This is a genomic window from Bacillus sp. SIMBA_026 (assembly GCF_046535335.1).
Classification (GTDB): Bacteria; Bacillota; Bacilli; order Bacillales; family Bacillaceae; genus Bacillus; species Bacillus velezensis.
The window spans coordinates 1,314,897-1,340,081 of the sequence record NZ_JAWRWX010000001.1 but is presented as its reverse complement, the minus strand read 5'-3'; the positions used below and the strand labels follow the sequence as shown (position 1 = coordinate 1,340,081).

Sequence of the window (25,185 nt, the reverse complement as noted above, 5' to 3'; positions counted from 1 at the left end):
AATTGAGGTGTCCATTTTAATGAACAAACAACGGTTCGTTGTCATAGATGTCGAAACAACAGGAAATTCGCCGAAAAAGGGCGATAAAATCATTCAAATCGCAGCGGTTGTCATTGAAAATGGACAAATAACTGAGCGGTTTTCAAAATATATCAATCCGAATCAGGTCATTCCGCCGTTTATTGAACAGCTGACCGGAATTTCGTCCGGAATGGTTGAAAATGAACTGCCGTTTGAAGCGGTCGCAGAGGAGATTTTTCATCTGCTTGACGGCGCGTATTTTGTTGCCCACAATATTCATTTCGACCTCGGATTTGTCCGGCATGAACTGAGCGAAGCGGGCTATGAGCTGCCGGATTGTGAAGTGCTTGATACGGTTGAGCTTTCGCGTATTGTTTTCCCGGGGTTTGAAGGATATAAGCTCGGTGAGTTGTGCGCGGAGCTGAATATTGTTCATGACCGCCCTCACCGCGCAGACAGCGATGCGGAGGTTACGGGACTGGTCTTTTTAGACATTTTACATAAACTGAAACATTTGCCTTTACCGACGTTAAAGCAGCTTAGAAGGCTTTCACAGCATTTTATCAGCGATTTGACGCTGCTTTTGGATTCTTTTATACATGAAAGCAGGCCGGCGGAAGAAAAGAGCTGCATTCCATACGCCTCTTTTTCAATTAAAGAGCCCGATCACATTCCGGTTTCCCGTCCGGTGAATGCGGCCACTGACCTTGAAAAGTGGAACGAAGAAAAAGAACAGATCTTATCCGGCATCATCCCCCGCTATGAAAAGCGGAAAGGGCAGCTTTCGATGATGGATGAAGTGCTTGGCGCCTTCCGCAATCGGGAGCATGCGCTGATTGAAGCGGCACCCGGCATCGGAAAAACGATCGGTTATCTCGTTCCGGCTGTTTTATTTGCCAAAGCGGAGCAGACTCCCGTGATTATCAGCACGTACTCTACTCTTTTGCAGCAGCAGATCATGTCTAAAGATCTTCCGCTTTTGGAGCGTATGTTTCCTTGGCCGGTCAAAGCCGCTATTTTAAAAGGGAAATCACATTATCTGTGCCTGCCTAAGTTTGAACATATTCTGCATGAGGAAGATGACAACTATGATGCGGTTTTGACGAAAGCGCAGCTTCTCGTCTGGCTGACGGAGACTGAAACGGGCGACGCCGCTGAGCTGAATCTTCCATCAGGCGGCAGATTGCTGTGGGAGCGCATGGCTTACGATGAGAATTCTTTTTTTAAAAAAGGGAAGGACTCGGCTGCCGGGTTTTATGAACGGGCTAAAGAAAAAGCGCAGGCCGCAGATCTGATTATCACAAACCATGCTTTGCTGTTTTCAGATCAAAGCAGTGAAACGAAAAAACTGCCTGCAAGCGGAACAATCATCATTGATGAAGCGCATCATTTCGAACGCGCTGCCAGCGAGCACCTGGGGAAGAGAGCTTCATACATCGGACTGCACACAAAGCTCAGCCGAATCGGAACCTTAAAGGAACACGGACTGTTAAAGCGGATGAGAAAACTGTTTTATACGTATGAACTGCCGGCGGAAAGTTTTTTTGACGCCGATGAGTGGATGAAGCATATTCAATCGGAAAGCGACGCATTTTTCAGTTCAGTGCATTCTTTTGTCAAACGAAGAAAACCTAAAGACGATCTGAACCGTCTCGTCTATAGTCTCAATCATAAAAGCCAGGATAAAGGGTTTCACATGATAACGGACGGAGCGGAGCGGCTTTGCGCGATGCTGGATCAGCTGCTTGACATGTTTTCAGTACAGGAGAAACTGTTACATCAAAAGCTTGAACAGATGAAAAGCGGAGCGGCTTTTTTAGCGGCCGAATATGTAAAGTGTATCAGGGGGCTGAAAGAATATCGCGATACGTTCAGCAGGCTGCTGTTTGAAAATGATGAGAAAGAAGCCGTTTGGGTTGAAATTGATGCGAAGGGCGCAAAAAATGCCGTCAGCATCTATGCGCAGCCTTTGGAGCCCGGTGAAATGCTTGCAGACCAGTTTTTCGCCCGCAAAAAAAGCGTTGTGCTCACATCAGCGACTTTAATGGTGGAGCAGTCTTTTCAATTTATGATTGAAAGGCTCGGACTTGCGGATTTTTATCCGCGCACCAAAAGCATCCCGTCTCCTTTTTCTTACGATGATCAGATGAACGTCATCATTCCGAAAGAGATGAAATCCGTTAAATATGACGGAGAGCGGGAAGTCATTGAGCATATTGCCAAGTATGCAGAAATCATGTCAAAGGGAAAACAGCCGAAGATCCTTGTCCTGTTTACGTCTCATGATATGCTGAAAAAAGTGTATCAGGAACTGAAACTCAGTATGGAGATATCAGGCATTCAGCTTCTCGCCCAAGGTATTTCGGGCGGGAGTCCCGGTAAATTAATGAAAACCTTTAAAACGGCAAGCCGGGCGATTTTGCTCGGGACGAATCATTTCTGGGAAGGCGTTGATTTTCCGGGGGATGAATTGTCAACCGTCATGATCGCAAGACTTCCTTTCAGGGCGCCTGACAATCCGCTTCACGCCGCAAAATGCGAATTTGCCAAGAAGCAGGGGAAAAATCCGTTTCAGACGATTTCCCTGCCTGAGGCCGTGTTAACGTTCAGACAGGGGATCGGGCGCCTGCTCCGTACGGCGGGAGACAAGGGAACGATCGTTCTTTTAGATCAGCGTGTAAAGACGGCGGGATACGGACGGCTGTTTCTTGAAGCGCTCCCGACTTCATCTCTTTTGGAACTGACGGATGCCGAAATGGCGGCTTATGTCAGCCAAACGGAATAAAAGCCGCATAAACGCGGCTTTCGTGGTGTGGGATGAGGAATTGTTTTTATAGTAAAAGCGGGTTCATGCCGCCTTGTGATTTTATTATGCCGCGGGCGCATCCCGTTATGACTAACAAAATTTGTTCGACCGATGGAGGGTATAAAAATGGAAAGTAAAATTGAAATTCTGTCAACGATTAATGTGGAGCATTCAGATGATTTATATAAAATTGTCGATACATTAAACCGGACTTTGAAACGGGACAATCTGATGTTCGGCCTTGCGCTCGACGAAGAAAATCAAAATGAAGCGGTCTTCACCATTTATCGCACATAGGTGAAAAAGATGAGAAAAAAAGCATTAATATTTACAGCCGTATTTGGTATTATTTTTTTAGCAGTTCTTTTATTTTCGGCCAGCATTTTTAAATCTGCAATGGCTCAAAAAGAAGAAGGCCACGAAACAGCTGCGGCAGCCGCTAAAGAAAAAACGGAGCTGACAGATGCTGAGAAAGTGGAGACCTTTGTCGGCAAACAGAAATATTATGTTGTTACCGGAACGGATAAACATGGAAAAGATATGTATGTATGGGTTCCGGCCGACAAAAAAGCAAAAATTCTCTCAAAAAAAGCCAGTGACGGCATTTCAAGCGGCAAGGCTGCCAAGATCGTTCGGGACGAAGGGCTTGTTTCCAAGCTGAATGGCGTTCACCCGGCGAGAGAAAACAATGTTCCGTTATGGGAAGTGACCTATATCAACAAAAGCGGGCAATATAGCTTCAGCTATGTGGACTTTACAAGCGGCAAGATTCTCAAAAACATCACACCGTGAGACGTATTAGGGGGAGTTCAAGTTGAAATTGGCAAAAAGAGTATCCGCATTAACACCGTCTGCAACACTAGCAATTACTGCAAAAGCGAAAGAGCTGAAAGCAGAAGGCCATGATGTCATCGGCCTCGGAGCAGGAGAACCGGATTTTAATACGCCTCAGCATATTATAGATGCCGCGGTGCGTTCCATGAATGAAGGCCATACGAAATATACGCCTTCAGGCGGTCTGCCGGCGCTGAAAGACAGTATCGCAAAAAAATTCAAAAACGACCAGGGGATTGAATATAAGCCGTCAGAAATCATTGTCTGCACCGGAGCGAAACACGCTCTGTATACATTATTTCAGGTTATTCTCGATGAAGGGGACGAAGTGATTATACCGACTCCTTACTGGGTCAGCTACCCTGAGCAGGTGAAACTGGCAGGGGGGCGTCCCGTCTATGCAGAAGGGCTGGAATCCAATCAGTTTAAAATTTCACCGGAGCAGCTGAAGCAGGCTATCACCGAGAAAACAAAAGCGCTCATTATCAATTCACCGAGCAACCCGACAGGTGTTATGTATACGAAAGAAGAGCTTGCGGAACTCGGAAAAGTGTGTCTGGAGCACGGCATTCTGATCGTTTCTGACGAGATTTATGAGAAGCTTACATACGGAGGAAAAAAACACGTCTCAATCGCACAGCTTTCAGATGAATTGAAAGAGCAGACGATCATCATTAACGGCGTGTCGAAATCTCACAGCATGACGGGCTGGAGGATCGGCTATGCGGCGGGTTCGGAGACGATTATTAAAGCGATGACGAGCCTTGCGAGCCACAGCACATCAAATCCGACGTCTATCGCTCAATACGGCGCCATTGCGGCCTATAACGGGCCGGCTGAGCCGCTGGAAGAGATGAGACAGGCATTTGAGCACAGACTGAACACCATTTACGCTCAGCTCAGTGAAATTCCCGGATTCACCTGTGTCAAGCCTGAAGGGGCGTTTTACTTGTTCCCTAACGCCAAAGCGGCCGCAGAAAACTGCGGATTCAAAGATGTCGATGAATATGTCAAGGCGCTTCTGGAAGAAGAAAAAGTCGCCATCGTGCCGGGCTCGGGTTTCGGTTCACCGGACAACGTCCGCTTATCTTACGCAACGTCACTCGATCTTTTAGAAGAAGCGGTCGAAAGAATCCGCCGCTTCACGGAAAAACACAGCTGATTCTGAAAAAGCGGCTTTTAAAGCCGCTTTTCACTTGCATTGACCCCGTTAGAGTAGAACGGGTATAATAAAGTGATGAAAAAAGAGATTCAGGCAGATTCCTGAATGTCTTTCTTGTTCTGGAGGGAAAGAGTTTGAAAACAACAATCAACCAAGTGTATAAACACACAGGCGAGGAAGTAACGATTGGAGCTTGGGTCGCTAATAAACGCTCAAGCGGTAAAATCGCATTTTTACAGCTGAGAGACGGTACAGGCTTCATTCAGGGAGTTGTCGTTAAAGCTGAAGTAGAAGAAGACATCTTCCAAATCGCGAAATCAGTGACACAGGAAACGTCACTTTATGTAAAAGGAATTGTGAAAGAGGACGAGCGTTCACCGCTCGGCTATGAGCTTGCTGTTACATCCATTGAAGTCATTCACGAAGCGACTGATTATCCGATTACGCCTAAAGAGCACGGTACGGAATTCTTAATGGATCACAGACATTTATGGCTCCGTTCGAAACGCCAGCACGCAATTATGAAAATCCGCAACGAAATCATTCGTGCGACTTATGAATTTTTCAACAAAGAAGGCTTCGTGAAAGTTGATCCGCCGATTTTGACGGGAAGCGCTCCCGAAGGCACGACTGAGCTGTTCGCGACGAAATATTTTGATGAAGACGCCTTCCTGTCTCAAAGCGGCCAGCTGTATATGGAAGCAGCTGCAATGGCGCTCGGAAAAGTATTCTCTTTCGGACCGACGTTCAGAGCGGAAAAATCAAAAACGAAACGCCATCTCATCGAATTCTGGATGATTGAGCCTGAAATGGCATTTGTTGAATTTGAAGAAAACCTTGAAGTTCAGGAGAATTATGTTGCATACATCGTACAAAGTGTGCTGGAACATTGTAAGATCGAGCTGAACACATTAGGAAGAGACACATCGAAGCTTGAACAAATCAAAGCGCCATTCCCGCGCATTACGTACGATAAAGCGATTGAATTCCTGAAAGAAAAAGGCTTTGACGATATTGAGTGGGGAGATGACTTCGGTGCGCCGCATGAAACAGCGATCGCAGAAAGCTATGACAAACCGGTGTTTATCACTCATTACCCGACGTCATTAAAACCGTTTTATATGCAGCCTGCCAAAGATCGTGACGATGTCGTGTTATGTGCCGACTTAATTGCTCCGGAAGGCTACGGGGAAATCATCGGCGGTTCAGAACGCGTTCATGATATGGATTTATTGGAAGAAAGATTAAAAGAACACGGTCTGGATTCAGATGCTTACAAATGGTATGCTGAACTCAGACAATACGGTTCTGTTCCGCACTCCGGCTTCGGCCTTGGACTTGAGCGGACAGTGGCTTGGATCAGCGGAGCGCCTCACGTGCGTGAAACGATTCCGTTCCCGAGACTTCTGAACCGTCTGTATCCGTAATAGTTTTAAAAAACGAAGTCTCCTGCAAGGGAGACTTTTTCTAAGTAAAGGGGAAAGCTCCCGGAGATAACCTTTTACAGTAAGAGGTGTAAGGATGAAAAAACAGCAATTTATAGATATGCAGGAACTCGGCATTTCAAGCATTCCCAACCTGCTGCTGACACATTACCGGCAGCTCGGGCTGAATGAAACCGAATTGATCCTGCTTTTGAAGATTAAAATGCATTTGGAAAAAGGCTCTTATTTTCCGACGCCGTTTGAACTTCAGTCAGGCATGTCCATCTCTGCTGAAGAATGTACAAGCTGCCTGAGAATGTTTATTCAAAAAGGTTTTCTGTTTATTGAAGAATGTGAAGACCATAACGGCATAAAGTTTGAAAAATATTCTCTGCAGCCGTTATGGGCGAAGCTGTATGATTACATGCAGCATTCTCAAAATGAAACGCAGGAAAGAACGTCAGAAAGAGAACAAAAAAGCCTGTATACCATCTTTGAAGAAGAGTTCGGAAGACCGCTGTCGCCCCTTGAATGCGAGACGCTGGCCATATGGCAGGATCAGGATCAGCATGATGCGATTCTGATTAAACACGCCTTAAAAGAAGCCGTTTTATCGGGAAAACTCAGTTTTCGCTATATTGACCGGATTTTATTTGAATGGAAAAAGAACGGCTTCAAAACGGTTGAGCAGGCGAAGGCGCACAGCCAAAAATTCCGTCGTGTTCAAACGAAACAAAATGATCCGCAAAAAGAGTATACGAGGCAGGTGCCTTTTTACAATTGGCTGGAACAATAACATGAGAAGGGGAGAAACGTGTTAAATTTAAAGCAGATTGAATATTGTCTTGAAAAAATCGGCGATATGTTTCCGCACGCAGAATGTGAACTTGTCCATTCAAATCCTTTCGAATTGGTTGTGGCAGTCGCATTATCCGCGCAATGTACGGACGCTCTCGTCAACAGAGTGACAAAAACGCTATTTCAAAAATATAAACGGCCCGAAGATTATCTTGCCGTATCGCTGGAAGAACTCCAGCAGGATATTAAATCAATCGGCCTGTACCGTAATAAAGCCAAAAATATTCAAAAGCTGAGCAAAATGATCATCGAAGAGTACGGCGGAGAAGTGCCGAAAGACCGGGATGAGCTTGTGAATCTGCCGGGTGTCGGACGGAAAACGGCAAATGTGGTCGTGTCTGTTGCTTTCGGCGTACCTGCGATTGCAGTAGACACTCATGTGGAGCGTGTCTCTAAACGGCTCGGTATCTGCCGCTGGAAGGACTCTGTTTTGGAAGTAGAGAAAACATTAATGAAAAAAGTGCCGAAAGAGGATTGGTCTGTTACGCACCACAGATTAATATTTTTCGGCAGGTATCATTGTAAAGCGCAATCTCCCCGCTGTGCGGAATGTCCTTTGCTTCCGCTATGCAGAGAAGGGCAGAAGCGTGACAAAAAAGGGCTGGTGAAACGGTGACGGCGATTGACATTCTGGCAGGCTATGAAACATACCTCCGCAGCCTTACGGATTTGGAAAGCCTTGAGATCAAAACGGCGCTGCGCCGCCATCCGCTGTATATGGATTTCAGCGGTCAGCCAACCGTGCAGCCATGGAGGGAAAGGGGCGAATATGTCCCGTTTCTATTTCAGATTTGGAACGAAACGAAAGAAACGCTGCTTCCCGTTTTTCAAACAAGAAAATCGAGATGTGATCAAAATGACATGCTGAAGGGAATTGCCTGTCTGATTGCCGCTTTTCACTGGACGGCAGGGGAGCGGGTCACATCACTCGATTGGTCTGTGCTTGAAACAAAGCATTTTCCCGCCGAACCGATCAATTGGGCGGAGCGAATGGCGTTTATTTTAACAAAACCGACTCAATATCACTCGTTTATTCAGCTTGATGAATTGATGACGGAGATGAAGAAACAATATCATAAATATGAAGCCATGAACAAATGTTAAAAACCTCCTTTTCTCATAAGGAGGTTTTTTTGTATGAAAAAAATCCTTCACCTGTTTGAGGTGAAGGATTTCGTCCGCTAATGAGCGGGGTTTGACTGGATGGTTGACGAATTGGACTGCCCGTTGATATTTGAAGATGAGTCTTTGTTTTTGTCCGTTTGACCGCTGTCGGGTTTATTTGAGCCGTCTGAACCGGAATCGGAATCATTATCAGAGCCGTTATCTTGCTGTCCGTTGTTATCGGTCCCGTTACCGGGCTGATTCTGATTGTTGTTATCTGTTTGATCCTTATCGGATTGATCCTGATTTTTATCCGGGTCATCAGTTGGTGTTTGATCCGATCCGTCAGGCGTATCTGTCTGATTGTCATCTGTGTTTGAATCATCAGTTTGCGTCTTGTCTTTGTCTTTATCTTCATCAGACTTCTGTTCATCGTCAGTCGCTTTATCTTTATCTGCATCGTCTTCTTCATCTTTCGGGACTTTGAAAGATGCTGATGCCGTATCGCTTTTTCCGTCATCGTTTTCCGCTGTCACCTGGAAGCTGTATGTGGAGCCTGGCGTGACATCTGGGACGACGGCTTCTTTTGCCGAACTGTTTTGAATGTCACTGTAGCTTCCGCCGTCAACGGATTGCTTGACATTGAATGTTGCATCACCGTCATAATTCCAGCTTAAGGTTAATGATTTTTTATCTTTGTCGTATTTCACTTGCAATCCTGTCGGTTTATCGGCTTTTTCTTTCGTGTACGTTTTAGAAACGGCAGTTGGCTGCGTTCCTTTCACGAAGTACTCCGTCACTTTTTTATCATCCGGCGTATTCGGTCCGGCTAAAGCTGCAGGATTCGAGCCTTTCTCAACTGTTTCTTTGACGACGCTGTCAGGCTGCTTGAAGCTTCCTTTACCGTCATCAACGTAAGAGATCAGCTTTTGGAAAATCCGTTTTGCGACTTGCTGGTCAGCAGAAGACAGTGATTTCTTACCTGCTTTGTTGCCAGACTCAACTCCGGTCCAAACCGCCGCTGTATATTGAGGGGTATAGCCGACAAACCATGAGTCTGGGACTCCGCCTTGAGCAATATTATATTTTTGAATATCCTCTTTAGTAAAGTTAGTCGTACCCGTTTTACCGGCGACTTCCACGTTCGGTACTTGGGCCAGTTTACCTGTTCCAGATTCGACAGCTGATTTGAGCATATCTGTAACCATGAACGCCGTGTAGTCGCTCATAGCACTTTTCGGTTTCGGTGTTAAATCAAGCTTAGTACCGTCATTAAATTCAATCGATGTGACCGCGTGCGGTTCGTTGTACGTTCCATTATTTCCGAAAGCACTGTAGGCGCCTGCCATGGTCATAGTAGATACACCGCGGTTACCCTCACCAAATCCCCCGATAGAATAGGGTTCATATACTTGATCTTTGTTTAATCCCAATCCTAAGTCGTTTGCGAAGTCGACGGCATTATCTTTTCCTGCTGCTTGGTATGCTTTTAAAGCAGGAATATTACGTGAGTCTGCGAGGGCCTCTCGCATAGATATCTGACCTCTGTATTTATTGTCCCAATCATGAATCGGTGTGCCGTCAGAGTACGTATAAGCCGAATCGTCAATCTGCTCATACGTCGACCATTTTTTATTTTCAATGACCGGCCCGTAATCAAGAATCGGTTTTATCGTTGAACCGGGCTGGGTTTTACCTTGCGTTGCATAATTGAATCCCCCGACAGTTCTGTTACGTCCCGGTCCGATGGCGCGGATTTCCCCGTTTGTCGTATCAAGGAGGGTGACGCCGCCCTGCATGCCTTCCGAAAAGCCGACCGTATCTCCGTTCATCAATTGATCAAGATAATCTTGTGCTTTCGTATCAAGAGTCGTGTAAATTTTCAGTCCGTCAGTTGAAATATCGACGTCTTTCTTTTCTTTTGTCTCAATTTCTTTCATAACTTCTTCGACAAAAGCGCTATATTTATTTGTGTCCTTTTTATCGTATTGCTTTTGGCTGACGACGCCTTCATCTTTCATGGACACTTTCTTTGCTTTTTGGTATTCAGAATTTGAAATGAATCCTTGTTTTTCCATTAAGCTGAGAACAATGTTCCGGCGTTTTTCGGAAGCCTTAGGGTTTTTAACCGGGTTATATCCGGTCGGGCTTTGCGGCATTCCGGCAAGCGTCGCCGCCTGTTCAACCGTAAGCTTGCTCAAGTCTTTTACGCCGAAGAATTCTTCAGCCGCTTTACCGACGCCGTAGGCACGCGGTGAGAAATAAATTCTGTTTAAATACATTTCTAAGATTTCATCTTTAGAATAATGGCGCTCCAGCTGCAGTGAAAGCCACACTTCCTGTGCTTTCCGTTTAATCGTTTTCTGATGGGTCAAAAGCGAGTTTTTCACAACCTGCTGGGTGATTGTGCTTCCTCCCTCTGAACCGAATCCATCCGTAAAGTTGGCGACCAAGGCGCCTCCGATCCGGATCGGGTCTATACCGTGGTGTTTATAAAAACGGGCGTCTTCAGTTGCGATAAATGCTTCTTTCACAACATCAGGAATATCCTTAATCGGGACGTAGGTTCGTTTTTCACCGCCCACTTCCGCGATTTCTTTGCCGTTTTTATCGTAAATCGTTGAAGAGTAAGGCGTTTTCAGCTTGGCTTCGTCCAAAGACGGCGCGCCGGAAACCAAAACGGCAAATGCCGCCGCTCCGCCGACTATGCCAAGGACAAACAGAATAACCAAGGACAGCACAATCTTTTTGAATAAACCGCCTTTACGCTGTTTCTTGCCTTTTTTCGGTGAAGAGGGCTTAGTGCTTTTCGTCTGCCTTGCCTTACGGCGTTCTTCACGGCTCGTAAATTGATCTGACATAACATCTCAACCTTTCGTTTATCAACCTTTCGCTCAGTCTACTGTTCCTGCGAAAAATAAAGCTGTTCAATAATACTAATATAATCAATTCTCGGTGAGTATCCAAGGGAAATCGGAAAGGAAGCATCTTCTAATTCGTCTTTGCGAATTGATTTTCTGCCATTGTTCTCCTTTCTCTCCCAAAAGACAAACAGCTTGTCGGCTTCGAGGAAATAAACCTTTCCGAAAGCGGATATAATAACAAAACAAATGCCGTCTTGCCTGACCACCTGCTTCATATGCTCAATCTGATGATCATGAAAATTCTGCAGGGGAAATGCCGTTTTGTTTTTTGTTTCTTTTGCCTCAAAATCAATGTAGCGTCCTTTATAAATGCCGTTGTAGTCGGTTGTGGAAGACTGTTTAAAATAAGCTTCCTTAATGACTGCGGCGCTTCTTTTCGGATAGTGGACGTTTACAATCTGGACGGGTGTCGGCTTTTTGTGAATGACAGCAATTTGGTTAGCCAGATAATACTTATTCGTTTCATTCAGATCGTCTTCGAGGGTCATGCCGCGATTACTGTATGAATGAGACCGTTTCTGGCTGTTTTGGGATGAAACCGTTTTGTTCGGCTGAAAAGTTTTTCCATTCGGGTACCGAATCACTTTTTCCATCCTCCTTATCAAACTAATAGTGACGGAAGTGAATGAACGTGCATAAACGACAGACCGTAACCGCCATTCTTCGCCTGATCGAAAAAGAGACGAAAATAAAAAATGCCGATAATATTTCCCGGACGAATGCCTATAAAGCATATTATGACCGCCATCCTGAGATCAAGTGGCCGCTTTTGGCATCCTTTGTGTCCCGCAATGCGGGCTGGTCGATGACTGATTTAAGAGGCGTCCTTTATCAGGAGGGCCTTGACAGCAGTCAGAAAAACTGGTTTTTCCTTTCGTATGAAAGGGCGAATTGGCTGATTTTTTCTGATGCCTATCCTCAGCTTCTGGTCTACCAGTGGTCAAAACAAATCGGCGAACCTCTATTCCGTCATCTTCCTTATTTCCGCGTCTCGGCTTTTATGCAGGAAGAATGGTTCCGCTTTTGGCGTGACGGAGATACGGAACGGCTCATGTATGCTCTTATTATAAATGAACAAAACACTATCCAAGCACCTATTATACAAAATCCTTCGTTTAAAAAGAATGTTTTTGGCACGATTCCTTTTTATTTAAGTGATTGGTTTCATTTTAATACGGTGATATTCCCTTCATTTGACGGACATTTATACGGAATTTCCGTCAAACGGTTTTCGAAAACCGAAGAAAGAATTACGCTCGGAAAACAGCTGGCCCGCCTTCTGTTCAGCCCTGACCTTCACGCTTCTTTTTACCGTTTTCTTGATACCGTTCCTCATACCGGTTCACGCTTTGATATGGAGAAAATGATCGGCATCAAAAAAAGAACATCACCGATGCTGAGGACAACCTATCCCCTTGTTGCCCACCCATTAGACGGCGAAAAGGCGGATTGGTTTCAAAAAAGGTTAAGAAAAGGGGCTTTCTTACAGGAGAAAATGCCGAAACAGCTTGAACTGACGGACTGGTACTTCCAGAAAAGACGGGAGCTCCATGTGCTCTTCGCAGTTAAAGAGTGGCTGAAGAAATGAAAAAGCCCGAAACCGTTCGCTGGGGTTTCGGGCTGCTGATGTGTTACGTGGAAGGGCGGTTTGGGCCGCCTAATTTTTTATCAAGCGTATCAGTCGTTTTTGTTTCGGTTTTTTGCTGTTTACCTGCATTTTTCGGTCTCGTTTTCATACGGCACCTCCTCAACTGTATCGTTTGCATTAACGTGCCGGTTCATACAAAGTTTGCGGCACTTTTTTGTCGAAAGGCACGCCTTTTAGGATAATCTCTGTTTGTTTGCCGAACTGCTTCTAGTTTTGTCATGTGCAGAGGAGAGCGGTATGAAAACGAGAATTATATTCTAAAGAGACGCAAGTGATAAAAGGGAGGAACATGAATGTCTGTTTACACGAGCAAGGCTGATATTCTCCGTCTGCTTTCTGATATCGAAATCCGGATTTCTGCTGCTGAAAAGACGCTTACCCAAGCAGTCAGATCCTGTCAGGCGGAAGCTGAAGAAATCAGGCAGGAGAAACTTTCCCGCCTTGAGGAAGAGGCGCGGGAGCTTCATGTTTGTATTGATGACCTGTTTTTGGCTGACCGGCGTAAAAAGGATTTGCCGAGAGCCTGCCGGATCAGCTGATTTTATGCAAAAACTTTGGTACCATATGTACTGAGGTGAGTCCGTTTGCAGACACAGTCGTTATTGGAGCTGACAGAACAAATGATAGAGGCGGTTCTGGAAGCCGAAAAAAGGTATCAGGATGGAAAAGAGTCAGGCCGTTCATATGATTTTTTTGAGATTATTAAACCCGATGTTGGAAAAAGAGACCGGCTTTGCGCGCTTTGGACAGAAGCAGCGCTTGCGTTTATTCAGGAAAACCGTCCGAAATACGTTCATCACGCACAAATTCAGGCCGTTACAGAAAATTTCGGAGAGCTGATGCTCCAATCATATGTTCATCATATTCATAAAAAAAGATACAGGGATTTAACTGAATCTGTTTTATATACGCTTCGTATATTAAGGGATGAAATTGAAAAAGAAGGCAGCTGAAAACGGCTGCCTTCTTTTATATAAAGGGGTCGGGTATGTTATTCATACGCCGGGTTTTCTGCTCCACTTGCTTCGAGAACCTTCATACTGTTTCGAAATTCGGTTGCGGTGAGATGGCCTTGAATATAGAGGAATTTTGCAAAGTCCATCAGTTTATCTGCACAATCTGTTTCATATTTTTTCACTTCAGCAAAACGCTTTCTTAAGTATGATACGTTCATAATGGTGCATCCCCTCTCATGTATGTTGAGATTATGGTAACATAACGATTCGACTTTTTTCTGTTTTTAAAAAATTAAGACTTTCGACAGCATTTGACAAAGATCAGAATCTCCGAAAGCACATAACCAAGGCGGAATTCATACATATATAGCAGAAGCTTAGTGAGAGACAAGGGGGAATGTCATATGCAATGGAGAGCGCAGCCCTATCAAAATATGTACCAGCAGCCGGCGGGATATTTCTACCCGCAGCAGATACAGCCGCTGCAGCAGCCGAGTCCGCAGCAGATACAGCCATTACAGCCGCCGTATCCGCAGCAGATACAGCCATTACAGCCGCCGCCATATCAACAGCAAGGACAGTACCCGCAGCAATTTTATCCGAATCAGGAATACGGTCATATGCAGCAGCCGTTTGCTCCCCCTCCTCCTCAGGCAGCCATGTCCGGGGGGCAGCCGGGGTTTGTGAATCCTTACCCCGTTCCCAGACCGAATCAGCAGCAGTCTTCCCAATTCTCAGGCATACTCTCCCAGTTTAAAAAAACGAACGGACAGTTTGACTTTAATAAAATGATGGATACAACGGGGCAGATGGTAAGCGCCGTAAATCAGGTCGGATCGCTGGTGAAAGGCCTCACCAGTATCTTCAAATAAAAAGCATGAATGATATCCATCATTCATGCTTATTTTTTAGGGAAAAAGAGGGTAAGCGTCTGTTCATTCCAGGATGTTTCCATATCTTCTTCACTCACCTTATACGGGAGGACAACGGTTCTTGTCATGCTTGAAGACACATGGGATGAATGAGCCTGTTTATGATCGTAGCGGATTGTAACGTGAAGGTAGCACCCTTTCGTTTCCACCAGCATATCCCCGTCACGGAACGTCTCGGGAACGCCGATATCAACCGCGAGGCCCGTCGGCTCTTCTCTGACGTCAATCGTCACTTGCGCTTCAATAAAAGCCGAATTGACAAGGTGCTGAAAACCCTGCATCAATTCTGCGAAGGGACCTGAGTGAAAAAATTGGTCCATCGCATGGCTGATGATGTCCTCATTTCTTTGCGGATCAAGTTTATCGTTTTGTGATTGATCCATATGACCACCGCCTTTTTACAAACAGACTATGCGATGTTAAGCCGTATGGTTAAGAATTGAAGGAAAAAAGAAAGTATGGTTAAATAGTGGAGAATAAACTGGTAACGGATTCACATTTAGGAAGGGGAGCACAACACATTGCTGAAAAAATTATTCGGATTGGGAGACAGCCGGAAAAAGCCGGCCGAGGAAGTGATTTTTTCTCCGGCTGACGGAGCGGTGATGGATTTGGCTTCAGTGCCGGATCCCGTATTTTCACAAAAAATGATGGGGGACGGGATTGCCGTCGAGCCTGCAAACGGAGACATTGTTTCACCGGTTGAGGGAGAAGTGATTCAGCTGTTCCATACAAAACATGCTGTCGGCATCCGCACCCTTTCCGGAGCGGAACTTTTGATACATGTCGGTTTGGATACCGTCAATATGAACGGTGAAGGCTTTGAAGCGCATGTAAAAGAAGGAGACAAAGTGAAAACAGGCGATCTGCTTTTAACGTGCCGGCTGGATTTAATAAAAGAAAAAGCAAGCAGCACCGTCATCCCTATGGTGATTATGAATGGCGATGCCGCAGAACCTTTGCAATTTGCAGGCGCAAATGAAGCGAAAAAAGGACAAACAGAGCTTTTTACGATAAAAATGAAGTAGGCAGGGGCTGATTCCCTGCTTTTTTTCTTGTGCAGGATTTTCATCTAGCCAGGCAAACAAATATTCGGTAAACTGTACCTCATAAAGAGGTGTGAACGATGAAGAAAAAATCACTGAGCGAACTGATACAGGAATTAAAAAATCATGAAAATATTGTGCATTGGCATGAAGAGGAACCGCGGGAGGCGAAAACCATGCCGATGCCGGAGCAAGTAGATCCGAACATTCGGGCGGCTCTCGAAAAGAGGGGGATTAAGCGGCTCTTTACACATCAATACTCCGCTTTTCAGACGGTTCAAAACGGAGAAAGCATTGTGGCTGTCACACCGACGGCCTCCGGAAAAACACTGTGCTATAATCTTCCGGTTCTTCAGTCTATCGCGGAAGATGCCTCAAGCCGCGCGCTTTATTTATTTCCGACAAAGGCGCTCGCGCAGGATCAAAAAAGCGAGCTGAACGAAATCATAGACGAGACGGGCATGGACATTAAAAGCTTCACCTATGACGGAGATACGTCTCCGGCCATCAGGCAGAAAGTCAGAAAGGCCGGGCATATTGTGATTACAAACCCTGATATGCTTCATTCAGCCATTCTTCCCCACCATACAAAATGGGTGAGTCTGTTTGAAAACCTGAAATATATCGTCATTGATGAATTACATACGTACCGGGGCGTATTCGGCAGCCATGTGGCGAACGTCATCCGCCGTTTAATGAGAATCTGCGCTTTTTACGGAAGCAAGCCGTCATTTATCTGCACATCCGCCACAATCGCCAATCCGAGGGAGTTGGCGGAGCAGCTGACGGGAAAATCTGTGCGCCTGATTGACGACAACGGAGCCCCGGCCGGAAGAAAGCACTTTGCTTTTTACAATCCTCCGATTGTAAATAAACCGCTGCATATTCGAAAAAGTGCCACCGTGGAAGTGAACAAGCTTGCCAAAACTTTTTTGAAAAATAAGATCCAGACGATTGTTTTTGCCAGAAGCCGTGTGCGGGTTGAAATTATTTTAAGCCACATTCAGGAGATCGTAAAAAAAGAAATCGGCTCAAAGTCTGTCAGAGGTTATCGCGGCGGATATCTTCCGAAAGAAAGAAGAGAAATAGAGCGGGGGTTAAGAGACGGCAGCATTCTCGGCGTTGTCAGCACAAACGCGCTGGAGCTCGGCGTTGATATCGGCCAGCTTCAGGTCTGCGTGATGACGGGGTACCCGGGCAGTGTCGCGAGCGCATGGCAGCAGGCGGGCCGGGCCGGACGGCGGCAGGGAGAGGCGCTTATCGTGATGGTGGCGAACTCTGATCCGATTGACCAATATATTGTGCGCCATCCTGATTATTTCTTTAAACGCTCGCCTGAATCTGCAAGGATTAATCCCGATAATCTCATTATACTGGTCGATCACCTGAAATGCGCCGCGTATGAGCTGCCTTTCAGAGCCGATGAAACATTCGGAGAAAATGATGCAAGAGACATTCTTGAGTATTTAGAGGAAGAAGGGGTGCTTCACGAAAACCGCGAACGCTATCACTGGGCGAGCGAATCTTTTCCCGCCTCCAACATCAGTCTCCGTTCGGCGTCACAGGAAAACGTGGTCATCGTTGACCGGTCAGAGACGGCTGATGTAAAAATCATCGGAGAAATGGACCGCTTCAGCGCGATGACGCTTCTTCATGATGAAGCGATTTATCTTCATGAAGGGGTGCAGTATCAGGTTGAAAAGCTTGATTGGGATCATAAAAAGGCGTACGTGCGAAAGGTCGATGTCGAATATTATACAGATGCCAATTTAGCGGTGCAGCTGAAAGTGCTGGACATTGACAGAACGGACAGCAGAAAGAAAACGGCCTTACATTTCGGCGATGTAACCGTGAACGCACTTCCGACAATATTTAAAAAAATTAAAATGACGACATTTGAAAATATAGGATCAGGGCCGATTCATCTTCCAGAAGAAGAACTGCATACCAGTGCTGCCTGGCTTGAATTGAAAGAGCCGGATTCGGAGATCGGCGAAAAAACGCTTGAACAGCTGCTTTTAGGCATTGCCCACGTCCTGCAGCATATCGTGCCTGTATACGTCATGTGCGACCGAAATGACGTGCATGTCGTGCCGCAAATCAAAGCTGCACATACCGGACTTCCGACAATCTTTCTGTATGATCATTATCCGGGCGGAATCGGACTTGCTGATGAAGTATATAAGCGATTTGATGAAATCACTGAAGGGGCTGAGCGCCTGATCAGACAATGTCCATGTCAAGACGGGTGTCCTTCCTGCATCGGTTCCGAAATAGAAGGAATAGATGCAAAGAAAGCGATACTCCGGCTCTTGAATTACGTGTAAAAGAAAAGGGGGACGAAAGATGTCCTTGAAAAATAAATTAAAGCGGATGAAAAACCACCTGAATGTGCCGGAAGCTGAAAAAAAGCCGGCAGCTTCACAACTTTCGGTCCCGGATATTCAAGTCCCATTTAGAGAAGAATGGGAGGCATTCGGAGTGAAGCCTTTCTTTTTTGAGGATGAATACTGTCTTATCCGCGAAACCGTCTATCCGCTTTCGCACCGTCACGGACGGTACAGCTTCAGTGAACTTGATGACGTCATGGCATTATGGAATAAAGGCGGTTTGACACATACTTTATCAGCAGAAGGATACGAAAAAAGCCAGCTGTTCTTCTTTGATACTGAAACGACCGGCCTTGGCGGCGGGGCCGGCAATATGATCTTTTTGCTCGGCCATGCAAGAGTGTATGAAGACCGTGTCGCGGTTAAACAGCATCTGCTTCCTAAACCGGGAAACGAGACGGCTCTTTACAAAAGCTTTTTAAGTGAGGTTGACATTACGTCCCTTGTTACGTATAACGGAAAAGCCTTTGACTGGCCTCAGGTAAAAACTAGGCATACATTGCTGCGGGACAGGCTTCCGAAACTTCCTGACTTCGGTCACTTTGATCTTCTGCACGGGGCGAGACGGCTTTGGAAACATAAATTAGAGCGTGTATCGCTTTCAGCGGTTGAAAATGAAGAGCTTGCTTTTAAAAGGGACGAAGACACACCTGGTTATTTGGCGCCGATGCTGTATTTTCAATTTTTAAAGGCGGAGGACCCGGCTCTTTTAAAGGGAGTGCTCTCACATAATGAACAAGATGTGCTTTCCCTCATCGCTCTTTACATCCATATGTCAAAAAAGATTTTTGCATCTTCTGATCAAACGTCAGAACGTCAGGAAGCATACGCCATGGCGAAATGGTTTATCGCTCATAAAGAAACCGATCGGGCTGTTTCACAGCTGGAAGCGCTGCAAGGCAAAGCCTTTGAAGATTCGGATCGGGCCCTTTTTGACTTAGCAATGCTTTATAAAAAACAAAACCGCAGGCAAGACGCCGTGCCCCTTTGGGAGAAACTGACGGGCTCTGCTCTTCACATATGCAGACACCAATCAGCGGTAGAGCTGGCGATCTATTTTGAGCATCACGCAAAAGATTACAAAAAAGCTCTGCAGGTCGCGCAGCAGGCGGCAGAAGACGGGGAAATATCGGAAAAAGAAGCCGAGAAGCTCCATGTGAGAATTGCCCGGCTCAAGAGGAAATATTCCTCTTGAAATATTGCCCGGGAAAGCGCAAAAGCCGAGCTGTTTCGCCAAAAATATTTTTTTCTGAATCCGCATCGATTTTGTTGTAGAATGGTGCCGCATCTTGTAAAATAGCGTTAGTTATTTATAGGGGAGAGTTGGTATGTATAAAGGTGTTTTTTACTTGTTCTTTGTCGTGGTTTTTTTGATTGCGTTTGTATTTTCGAATTTTAAAGACAGTTTGCTGACGCACTTTTAAATTGGGTGATTGAATTAGAACATGTACCCTCTTTTCTTCATAACCTAACAGTGTAATAAAAGTTAATGGAGAGGGGATTTAGCATGTTTCATCATCATTGTTGCAGACCAAACGTGATGCCGCCGATTGTCCATCCGACTCATTGCTGTGAACACCATTGCTTTTCTAACACGGTTGTGCCGCATATTCATCCGCAACATACAACTAACGTAAATCACCACAACTTTGAGCACGTTCATTACTATCCGCACACTTTTTCAAATGTTGACCCGACAACTCACCAGCATTTTCAGTGCGGAAGCCCTTGCTGCGATCATTAGTATTGAACGCTTAAGCAAGATCGGTTAGGATATCAGCAAATCAAAATGGGGCCCGATGGGGAGCCCCATTTTTTAAGCAGGTGATCAATTGAAAGTATTAGCCGTAACAGGATACAAGCCGTTTGAACTCGGGATTTTTAAACAGGATGACCGGGCGCTTGTTTATATAAAAAAGGCGATAGAAACGAGACTCAGAAGCTTTATTGACGAAGGCTTGGAATGGATTCTCATATCCGGACAGCTGGGGACTGAGCTTTGGGCGGCAGAAACGGCGTACGATCTCAGAGAAGAGTATCCGAAATTAAAGGTTGCCGTTATCACACCTTTCTACGGCCAGGAGGAAAAGTGGAAGGATCCGAATAAAGAAATGTATGAAGCGGTGCTTGCTCAGGCAGATTATGAGGAGAGCCTGACGCATCGGCCGTACGAAAGTCCGCTCCAATTCCGGCAGAAAAACGCGTTCTTTATTGAAAAGTCAGATGCGCTTTTGCTTTTATATGACCCTGAAATGGAAGGATCGCCGAAATATATGCTGCAGCAGGCAGAAAAACGCCGTGAAACAAACGGATATCCGATTTATTCAATTACGATGGATGATCTCCGTGCTGCCGTTGAAGAAGAAGATTTCTTTACATAACACGTCAGAGAATATTTGACAACGGGACGTGTTTCTGAATAAAATATAACATGATGATTCACGATATGAGGTGAAAAAGATGCTTGCTGATAAAGTAAAGCTTTCTGCGAAAGACATTTTGGAAAAAGAATTTAAAACAGGCGTTAGAGGTTACAGACAAGAAGACGTTGACAAATTTTTAGATATGATTATTAAGGATTATGAAACCTTTCATCAAGAAATTGAAGAACTGCAGCAAGAAAATCTGCAGCTGAAAAAACAGCTTGAAGAAGCAAGCAAAAAACAGCCGGTGCAGTCCAATACAACCAACTTTGACATTCTGAAAAGGCTGTCCAACCTTGAGAAACATGTATTCGGCAGCAAACTTTATGACGAATAAGGCAGAAGCACTTGTCAAATGAGACAAGTTGCTTTATAATGAACAAGTGTTCTTAACGTTCGGGTAATCGCTGCAGATCTTTGAATCTGTAGAGGAAAGTCCATGCTCGCACGGTGCTGAGATGCCCGTAGTGTTCGTGCCTAGCGAAGAAATAAGCTAGGGCAGCCTTGATAGGCTGACGGCAGGAAAAAAGCCTACGTCTCCGGATATGGCTGAGTATCCTTGAAAGTGCCACAGTGACGAAGTCTCATCAGAAATGGTGAGAGTGGAACGCGGTAAACCCCTCGAGCGAGAAACCCAAATTTTGGTAGGGGAACCTTCTTGAAGGAATTGAACAGATAGAAGGACAGAATGCTTTCTGTAGATAGATGATTGCCGCCTGAGTACGAGGTGATGAGCCGATTGCAGTACGACGGAACAAAACATGGCTTACAGAACGTTAAACATTATTGATATGACAAATTAGAGCTCTCCTTTAAAGGGGAGCTTTTATCTTGAATGAAACGAAAGCTTAAAAAGAGACAGGGTGATACGATGAAGAAGTACACACTAATAGCGACGGCGCCGATGGGAATCGAAGCGATCGTCGCCAAAGAAGTGCGTGATTTAGGTTATGAATGCAAAGTAGACAACGGAAAAGTCATTTTTGAAGGAGATGCGCTTGCGATCTGCCGGGCTAACTTATGGCTGCGGACGGCTGACCGCATTAAAGTACAGGTCGCCGAGTTTCAGGCGAAAACGTTTGATGAGCTGTTTGAAAAAACAAAAGCGATTGACTGGCGCGCGTACATTCCGGAAAACGCCAAGTTCCCCGTTATCGGAAAGTCCGTGAAATCAGTGCTTGCCAGTGTGCCTGACTGCCAGCGGATCGTCAAAAAGGCGATAGCGGAAAAGCTGAAACTTCAATCAGGAAAACAAAATGAATGGATTGAAGAAACGGGACCCGAGTACAAGGTGGAGATTTCCCTTTTAAAAGATAAAGCCGTACTTACACTGGATTCATCAGGAACAGGCCTTCATAAAAGAGGATACAGGGTTGATCAGGGAGGAGCTCCGATTAAAGAGACGCTCGCTGCCGCGTTAATTCAGCTAACCAACTGGACGCCTGACCGTCCGTTCGTTGATCCGTTCTGCGGTTCCGGCACGATCGCCATCGAAGCCGCTTTAATCGGGCAAAACATTGCTCCCGGTTTTAACCGTGATTTTGTTTCAGAGGACTGGGAATGGATCGGAAAAGAACTGTGGGACAAGGCGCGTCTTGAAGTGGAAGAAAAGGCGAACTATGATCAGCCGCTGCAGATCTTTGCCAGTGACGTGGATCACCGGATGGTAAACATCGCCAAAGAAAACGCAGAAGAAGCGGGACTTGGTGACCTGATCGAATGCAAACAAATGCGGGTGCAGGATTTTACGACGAAACTCGAATACGGCGTAATCGTCGGAAACCCTCCGTACGGCGAACGGCTCGGCGAAAAAAGGGAAGTCGAGCAGATGTATAAAGAAATGGGCCGGGCATTTGAATCTCTTGATACATGGTCTGTCTACATGTTAACGTCAAATGAACAATTTGAAGAGGTCTACGGAAGAAAAGCAACCAAAAAACGGAAGCTCTTTAACGGTTTTATCAAAACGGATTATTATCAGTACTGGGCTAAAGTGCGGCCGCAACGGAAAAAGCCGCAACAAAGAGAAGACGCCTGAAACAGCGTCTTCTCTGGCATCTTTACGTTTTATTCTGCCATTACCAGCGGTGCGCTTTTGCGTTGCTCCGTAAAATAATGTTGGTCTGGGACATTTCGGTGTGGCCGTTCACTTGCGATTTAGAGCGTTTCGGCCGCGTCCAATTGTGATGAAACAATTCAGAATGCTGATCTAATCGATCTTTATAACTCATGTAACCATCACTCCCGGATAGAATAATTTTGTGAAGATGGATATTCAATCGAATATCTGTTGTAGTTTGTGCAGGTCAGGTGCGGATCATTCAGAATGGCATGTATAGAAAGTGAAGCATCGGCATAGAATGATGATTATTTCTATTTGAGAGGTGATCTATTTTATGCTGAACAGCGAGCACTTCACTAAAATACAAAAGGCGTTAGACGCAACTGCTTTCCGGTTGGAGGAAGCCGGAGCGGAGTTCGGTCCTTCCGCCATGACACACGCACAGGAAGAACTTGAAAATGCGGTAAAACATACACATTCAACAGACCATCCGTTCCTATGTACACATATCATTAACCGGAAATGATAATGGCAAAAACTTGGCGAGGCCAAGTTTTTTTGTTGTATTGAAAAGGGTTAAATGATATTATAGATGGTCTGAATGCCGAATAGTTAGGGGTTGGAGTTGGGTGACAACATCACGTTTGCCTTTTGCTTTAACAAAAGAAAAGAATTTTTACGAAGAATTGAACAATTGGATTGGTGACGTGTTTTACGATATCCTTCCCGAGAAAGGCTTTGACCTTCGGGATGAGCAGGTATTTATGGCGTTTCAGCTTGAACGGGCATTTAAAGAGAAAAAGGTCATGTTCGCTGAGGCAGGAGTCGGTACGGGGAAAACGCTGGTGTATCTGCTGTTTGCCATCAGCTATGCCAGATATACGGGTAAACCGGCCATTATCGCATGCGCCGATGAAACGTTAATTGAACAGCTTGTCAAAAAAGAAGGCGACATTTCCAAGCTGACAGAACATTTGGATCTGCAGATTGATACACGGCTGTCCAAATCCCATGAGCAGTATCTGTGTCTGAAAAAGCTTGAGAAAACGATGCAGCGTTCTGATGATGAAAAGTGGCTGGATCTTTATGAGTCGCTGCCTTCATTCGTACACGAATCACAAGCGATGCAGCGCTTTTATCCGTACGGCGACCGCAAACAGTACGCTGATCTGACGAATGAAGAGTGGGCAGGCGTCAGCTATGATTCCTTCCAAGATTGTTTAACATGTGATATGAGACATAGATGCGGTTTAACACTTTCAAGAGATCATTACAGAAAATCAACGGATCTGATTGTTTGCTCCCATGATTTCTACATGGAACATGTATGGACGGAAGAATCACGCAAAAGGGAAGGACAGCTGCCGCTTTTGCCGGATCACAGCGCCGTCGTGTTTGATGAAGGACATTTGCTGGAATTCGCCGCGCAAAAAGCGTTAACCTATCGCGTGAAGCAGTCGACGCTCGAGCTGTTTTTAGAGCGCCTGCTTCAAAATGACATCAGAGAGGAATTCGCCGAACTGATTGAAGATGCCCTTGCCGCAAACGATGAGTTTTTCTATGTGCTGTCAGAGGAATCGAAGGAAATCGCCGGCTCTCACCGATTGGACATCCAAAACGATCAGCGTGTTAAGCGTGCGGCTGACGAATTGTGCCGTCTGCTCGATAAAATCGGCGAGGCGCTCGTATTTGAATCGGAAATGTATACGATCGATAAGTACGAGCTGTCAGTCGTAGAAGAATACGTCGAACAAATGGCATATTCGCTGTCGCTGTATCAAAAGGATGCCATCAGCTGGCTTGAAACGCGGGATACAGACTCAACGTTTGTCGTTATGCCGAGAACAGTAGCCGAAGTTTTGGGAGAAAAGGTCTTTTCTAAAAAGATCCCTTATATTTTCTCATCGGCCACTCTTTCTGAGGGCGGTTCATTTGATTATATCGCTGACAGCCTCGGAATCCGTGATCCTTTATCATTCACCGTTGAATCTCCGTACGATTACGAGGAGCAAATGTCTGTTGCGCTTTACGGTGACATGACGTCTGAGCAGAAAACAGCCGAAACGATTGAAACCATTAAGAAGAATGAAGGACGCACCCTCGTTCTTTTCCCTTCCTTTGAAGACATGAAGGAATTTAAAGAACAGGCTGCCGCGTGGGAGCTGCCGTATCCGATATACTACGAAGGTGATGAAGAGATCAGCAGTCTGGTCGAAAAATTCCAGCGGGATGAAGAATCCGTGCTTTGTTCCGTCCACTTATGGGAAGGTCTTGACATTCCAGGTGACTCGCTCCGGAATGTGACCATTTGGGCATTGCCGTATCCGCCTCATGATCCCGTGTTTACCGCAAAGCGGAACGGAGCGAAAAAAGATCCGTTTGAGGAAGTTGATCTGCCGTACATGCTCTTGAGAGTCCGGCAGGGAATCGGCCGCCTCATCCGTTCTAATCAGGACAGCGGAACCATATCCATTTATGCGGGCGGAGAAAGTGAACGGGTCCTGGCCGAAGTCAAAAAGATCTTGCCTGTTACACCGAAAATCGTATAAAAACAAAAGCTGCAGGATTCTTATCCTGCGGCTTTTTTAAATCCGG

27 protein-coding genes, 1 other RNA gene and 1 pseudogene are annotated in these 25,185 nt (G+C 45.6%); 23 read left to right on the top strand and 6 right to left on the bottom strand.

The window, feature by feature from the left end:
* Window positions 1-19: 19 nt before the first annotated feature.
* The 8 genes from dinG to SB847_RS06355 all read left to right on the top strand — a co-directional run bounded on the left by dinG (window position 20) and on the right by SB847_RS06355 (window position 8,209).
* Complete coding sequence (dinG, locus tag SB847_RS06390; RefSeq protein WP_410561661.1) at window positions 20-2,806, top strand: ATP-dependent DNA helicase DinG; 2,787 nt, start codon at window positions 20-22, stop codon at window positions 2,804-2,806.
* A 147-nt stretch (window positions 2,807-2,953) separates the two neighbouring features.
* A complete protein-coding gene (locus tag SB847_RS06385) occupies window positions 2,954-3,124 on the top strand; it encodes a YpmA family protein (protein WP_003153512.1) in 171 nt (56 codons plus the stop codon).
* Window positions 3,125-3,133: 9 nt separating this feature from the next.
* Window positions 3,134-3,619 carry a cell wall elongation/penicillin-binding protein regulator TseB gene (gene tseB / locus SB847_RS06380; protein ID WP_224182275.1) on the top strand — a complete coding sequence of 162 codons (486 nt, stop codon included), beginning with the start codon at window positions 3,134-3,136 and terminating at the stop codon, window positions 3,617-3,619.
* A 22-nt stretch (window positions 3,620-3,641) separates the two neighbouring features.
* Window positions 3,642-4,823 carry a pyridoxal phosphate-dependent aminotransferase gene (locus SB847_RS06375; protein ID WP_007612190.1) on the top strand — a complete coding sequence of 394 codons (1,182 nt, stop codon included), beginning with the start codon at window positions 3,642-3,644 and terminating at the stop codon, window positions 4,821-4,823.
* Between the two features lie 134 nt (window positions 4,824-4,957).
* The gene (gene asnS / locus SB847_RS06370) at window positions 4,958-6,250 is read left to right on the top strand and encodes an asparagine--tRNA ligase (protein ID WP_003153515.1); all 1,293 of its coding nucleotides are present in this window, start codon (window positions 4,958-4,960) and stop codon (window positions 6,248-6,250) included.
* Between the two features lie 94 nt (window positions 6,251-6,344).
* Complete coding sequence (gene dnaD / locus SB847_RS06365) at window positions 6,345-7,043, top strand: DNA replication protein DnaD (protein ID WP_003153516.1); 699 nt, start codon at window positions 6,345-6,347, stop codon at window positions 7,041-7,043.
* An 18-nt stretch (window positions 7,044-7,061) separates the two neighbouring features.
* Window positions 7,062-7,721: an endonuclease III gene (gene nth / locus SB847_RS06360; protein ID WP_007612187.1), complete on the top strand. Its 660-nt coding sequence runs from the start codon at window positions 7,062-7,064 to the stop codon at window positions 7,719-7,721.
* Window positions 7,718-8,209 carry a YpoC family protein gene (locus SB847_RS06355; RefSeq protein WP_007612186.1) on the top strand — a complete coding sequence of 164 codons (492 nt, stop codon included), beginning with the start codon at window positions 7,718-7,720 and terminating at the stop codon, window positions 8,207-8,209. Before nth ends, SB847_RS06355 begins: the two co-directional genes overlap by 4 nt.
* Window positions 8,210-8,286: 77 nt before the next feature.
* On the opposite strand, the gene SB847_RS06350 is transcribed toward SB847_RS06355, so the two are convergent.
* Entirely contained in the window at window positions 8,287-11,070 is a 2,784-nt protein-coding gene (locus SB847_RS06350; RefSeq protein WP_410561666.1) for a PBP1A family penicillin-binding protein, read from the bottom strand.
* 38 nt (window positions 11,071-11,108) lie between these two features.
* Window positions 11,109-11,717 (bottom strand): Holliday junction resolvase RecU, encoded by a 609-nt coding sequence (recU, locus tag SB847_RS06345; protein WP_012117837.1) that lies wholly within the window; start codon window positions 11,715-11,717, stop codon window positions 11,109-11,111.
* A gap of 41 nt (window positions 11,718-11,758) precedes the next feature.
* On the opposite strand from recU, the gene SB847_RS06340 reads away from it, so the two are divergent.
* Window positions 11,759-12,721, top strand: coding sequence for a DUF2515 domain-containing protein (locus tag SB847_RS06340; RefSeq protein ID WP_410561670.1), 963 nt, complete (start codon window positions 11,759-11,761; stop codon window positions 12,719-12,721).
* Between the two features lie 43 nt (window positions 12,722-12,764).
* Here the strand turns inward: SB847_RS06340 and sspM are convergent, their stop codons facing one another.
* Entirely contained in the window at window positions 12,765-12,869 is a 105-nt protein-coding gene (gene sspM, locus SB847_RS06335) for an acid-soluble spore protein SspM (protein WP_410561673.1), read from the bottom strand.
* A 205-nt stretch (window positions 12,870-13,074) separates the two neighbouring features.
* Here sspM and SB847_RS06330 point away from each other — a divergent pair, with 205 nt between their 5' ends.
* Together SB847_RS06330 and SB847_RS06325 are read left to right on the top strand one after the other, a co-directional pair.
* Window positions 13,075-13,320 carry a DUF5446 family protein gene (locus SB847_RS06330; protein WP_014418233.1) on the top strand — a complete coding sequence of 82 codons (246 nt, stop codon included), beginning with the start codon at window positions 13,075-13,077 and terminating at the stop codon, window positions 13,318-13,320.
* A gap of 45 nt (window positions 13,321-13,365) precedes the next feature.
* The gene (locus SB847_RS06325) at window positions 13,366-13,734 is read left to right on the top strand and encodes a YppE family protein (protein WP_029326132.1); all 369 of its coding nucleotides are present in this window, start codon (window positions 13,366-13,368) and stop codon (window positions 13,732-13,734) included.
* 38 nt (window positions 13,735-13,772) lie between these two features.
* Here SB847_RS06325 and SB847_RS06320 read toward each other — a convergent pair whose 3' ends face one another.
* On the bottom strand, window positions 13,773-13,955 hold the full coding sequence (locus SB847_RS06320; protein ID WP_003153532.1) for a YppF family protein: 183 nt from the start codon (window positions 13,953-13,955) through the stop codon (window positions 13,773-13,775).
* A 186-nt stretch (window positions 13,956-14,141) separates the two neighbouring features.
* On the opposite strand from SB847_RS06320, the gene SB847_RS06315 reads away from it, so the two are divergent.
* A complete protein-coding gene (locus SB847_RS06315) occupies window positions 14,142-14,609 on the top strand; it encodes a YppG family protein (RefSeq protein WP_410577475.1) in 468 nt (155 codons plus the stop codon).
* Between the two features lie 29 nt (window positions 14,610-14,638).
* Here the strand turns inward: SB847_RS06315 and SB847_RS06310 are convergent, their stop codons facing one another.
* The gene (locus tag SB847_RS06310; RefSeq protein WP_410561681.1) at window positions 14,639-15,052 is read right to left on the bottom strand and encodes an Hsp20/alpha crystallin family protein; all 414 of its coding nucleotides are present in this window, start codon (window positions 15,050-15,052) and stop codon (window positions 14,639-14,641) included.
* A gap of 138 nt (window positions 15,053-15,190) precedes the next feature.
* Here SB847_RS06310 and SB847_RS06305 point away from each other — a divergent pair, with 138 nt between their 5' ends.
* The 9 genes and pseudogenes from SB847_RS06305 (at window position 15,191) to SB847_RS06265 (ending at window position 22,566) form a co-directional block, all read left to right on the top strand.
* Window positions 15,191-15,697 (top strand): PTS sugar transporter subunit IIA, encoded by a 507-nt coding sequence (locus SB847_RS06305; protein ID WP_012117833.1) that lies wholly within the window; start codon window positions 15,191-15,193, stop codon window positions 15,695-15,697.
* Window positions 15,698-15,795: 98 nt separating this feature from the next.
* Complete coding sequence (locus tag SB847_RS06300) at window positions 15,796-18,042, top strand: DEAD/DEAH box helicase (protein WP_410561685.1); 2,247 nt, start codon at window positions 15,796-15,798, stop codon at window positions 18,040-18,042.
* A 19-nt stretch (window positions 18,043-18,061) separates the two neighbouring features.
* The gene (locus tag SB847_RS06295) at window positions 18,062-19,300 is read left to right on the top strand and encodes a ribonuclease H-like domain-containing protein (protein ID WP_038458947.1); all 1,239 of its coding nucleotides are present in this window, start codon (window positions 18,062-18,064) and stop codon (window positions 19,298-19,300) included.
* 121 nt (window positions 19,301-19,421) lie between these two features.
* Window positions 19,422-19,529, top strand: a pseudogene (locus SB847_RS06290) (hypothetical protein); the annotation flags it as partial.
* Window positions 19,530-19,612: 83 nt separating this feature from the next.
* The gene (gene cotD / locus SB847_RS06285; protein ID WP_003153539.1) at window positions 19,613-19,849 is read left to right on the top strand and encodes a spore coat protein CotD; all 237 of its coding nucleotides are present in this window, start codon (window positions 19,613-19,615) and stop codon (window positions 19,847-19,849) included.
* A gap of 88 nt (window positions 19,850-19,937) precedes the next feature.
* The gene (locus SB847_RS06280) at window positions 19,938-20,486 is read left to right on the top strand and encodes an SLOG family protein (RefSeq protein WP_410561690.1); all 549 of its coding nucleotides are present in this window, start codon (window positions 19,938-19,940) and stop codon (window positions 20,484-20,486) included.
* Window positions 20,487-20,565: 79 nt separating this feature from the next.
* Window positions 20,566-20,865 (top strand): cell division regulator GpsB, encoded by a 300-nt coding sequence (gene gpsB, locus SB847_RS06275; protein ID WP_003153541.1) that lies wholly within the window; start codon window positions 20,566-20,568, stop codon window positions 20,863-20,865.
* A 55-nt stretch (window positions 20,866-20,920) separates the two neighbouring features.
* An RNA gene (rnpB, locus tag SB847_RS06270) (RNase P RNA component class B) lies at window positions 20,921-21,302 on the top strand.
* Window positions 21,303-21,399: 97 nt separating this feature from the next.
* On the top strand, window positions 21,400-22,566 hold the full coding sequence (locus tag SB847_RS06265; RefSeq protein WP_015417697.1) for a THUMP domain-containing class I SAM-dependent RNA methyltransferase: 1,167 nt from the start codon (window positions 21,400-21,402) through the stop codon (window positions 22,564-22,566).
* A gap of 40 nt (window positions 22,567-22,606) precedes the next feature.
* Here SB847_RS06265 and SB847_RS06260 read toward each other — a convergent pair whose 3' ends face one another.
* Complete coding sequence (locus SB847_RS06260) at window positions 22,607-22,759, bottom strand: YpzG family protein (protein WP_003153548.1); 153 nt, start codon at window positions 22,757-22,759, stop codon at window positions 22,607-22,609.
* 165 nt (window positions 22,760-22,924) lie between these two features.
* Between SB847_RS06260 and SB847_RS06255 the strand changes: the two genes are divergently transcribed.
* Together SB847_RS06255 and SB847_RS06250 are read left to right on the top strand one after the other, a co-directional pair.
* Window positions 22,925-23,116: a hypothetical protein gene (locus SB847_RS06255; RefSeq protein ID WP_216061693.1), complete on the top strand. Its 192-nt coding sequence runs from the start codon at window positions 22,925-22,927 to the stop codon at window positions 23,114-23,116.
* 103 nt (window positions 23,117-23,219) lie between these two features.
* Entirely contained in the window at window positions 23,220-25,139 is a 1,920-nt protein-coding gene (locus SB847_RS06250) for an ATP-dependent DNA helicase (protein WP_044802168.1), read from the top strand.
* Window positions 25,140-25,185 lie beyond the last annotated feature (46 nt).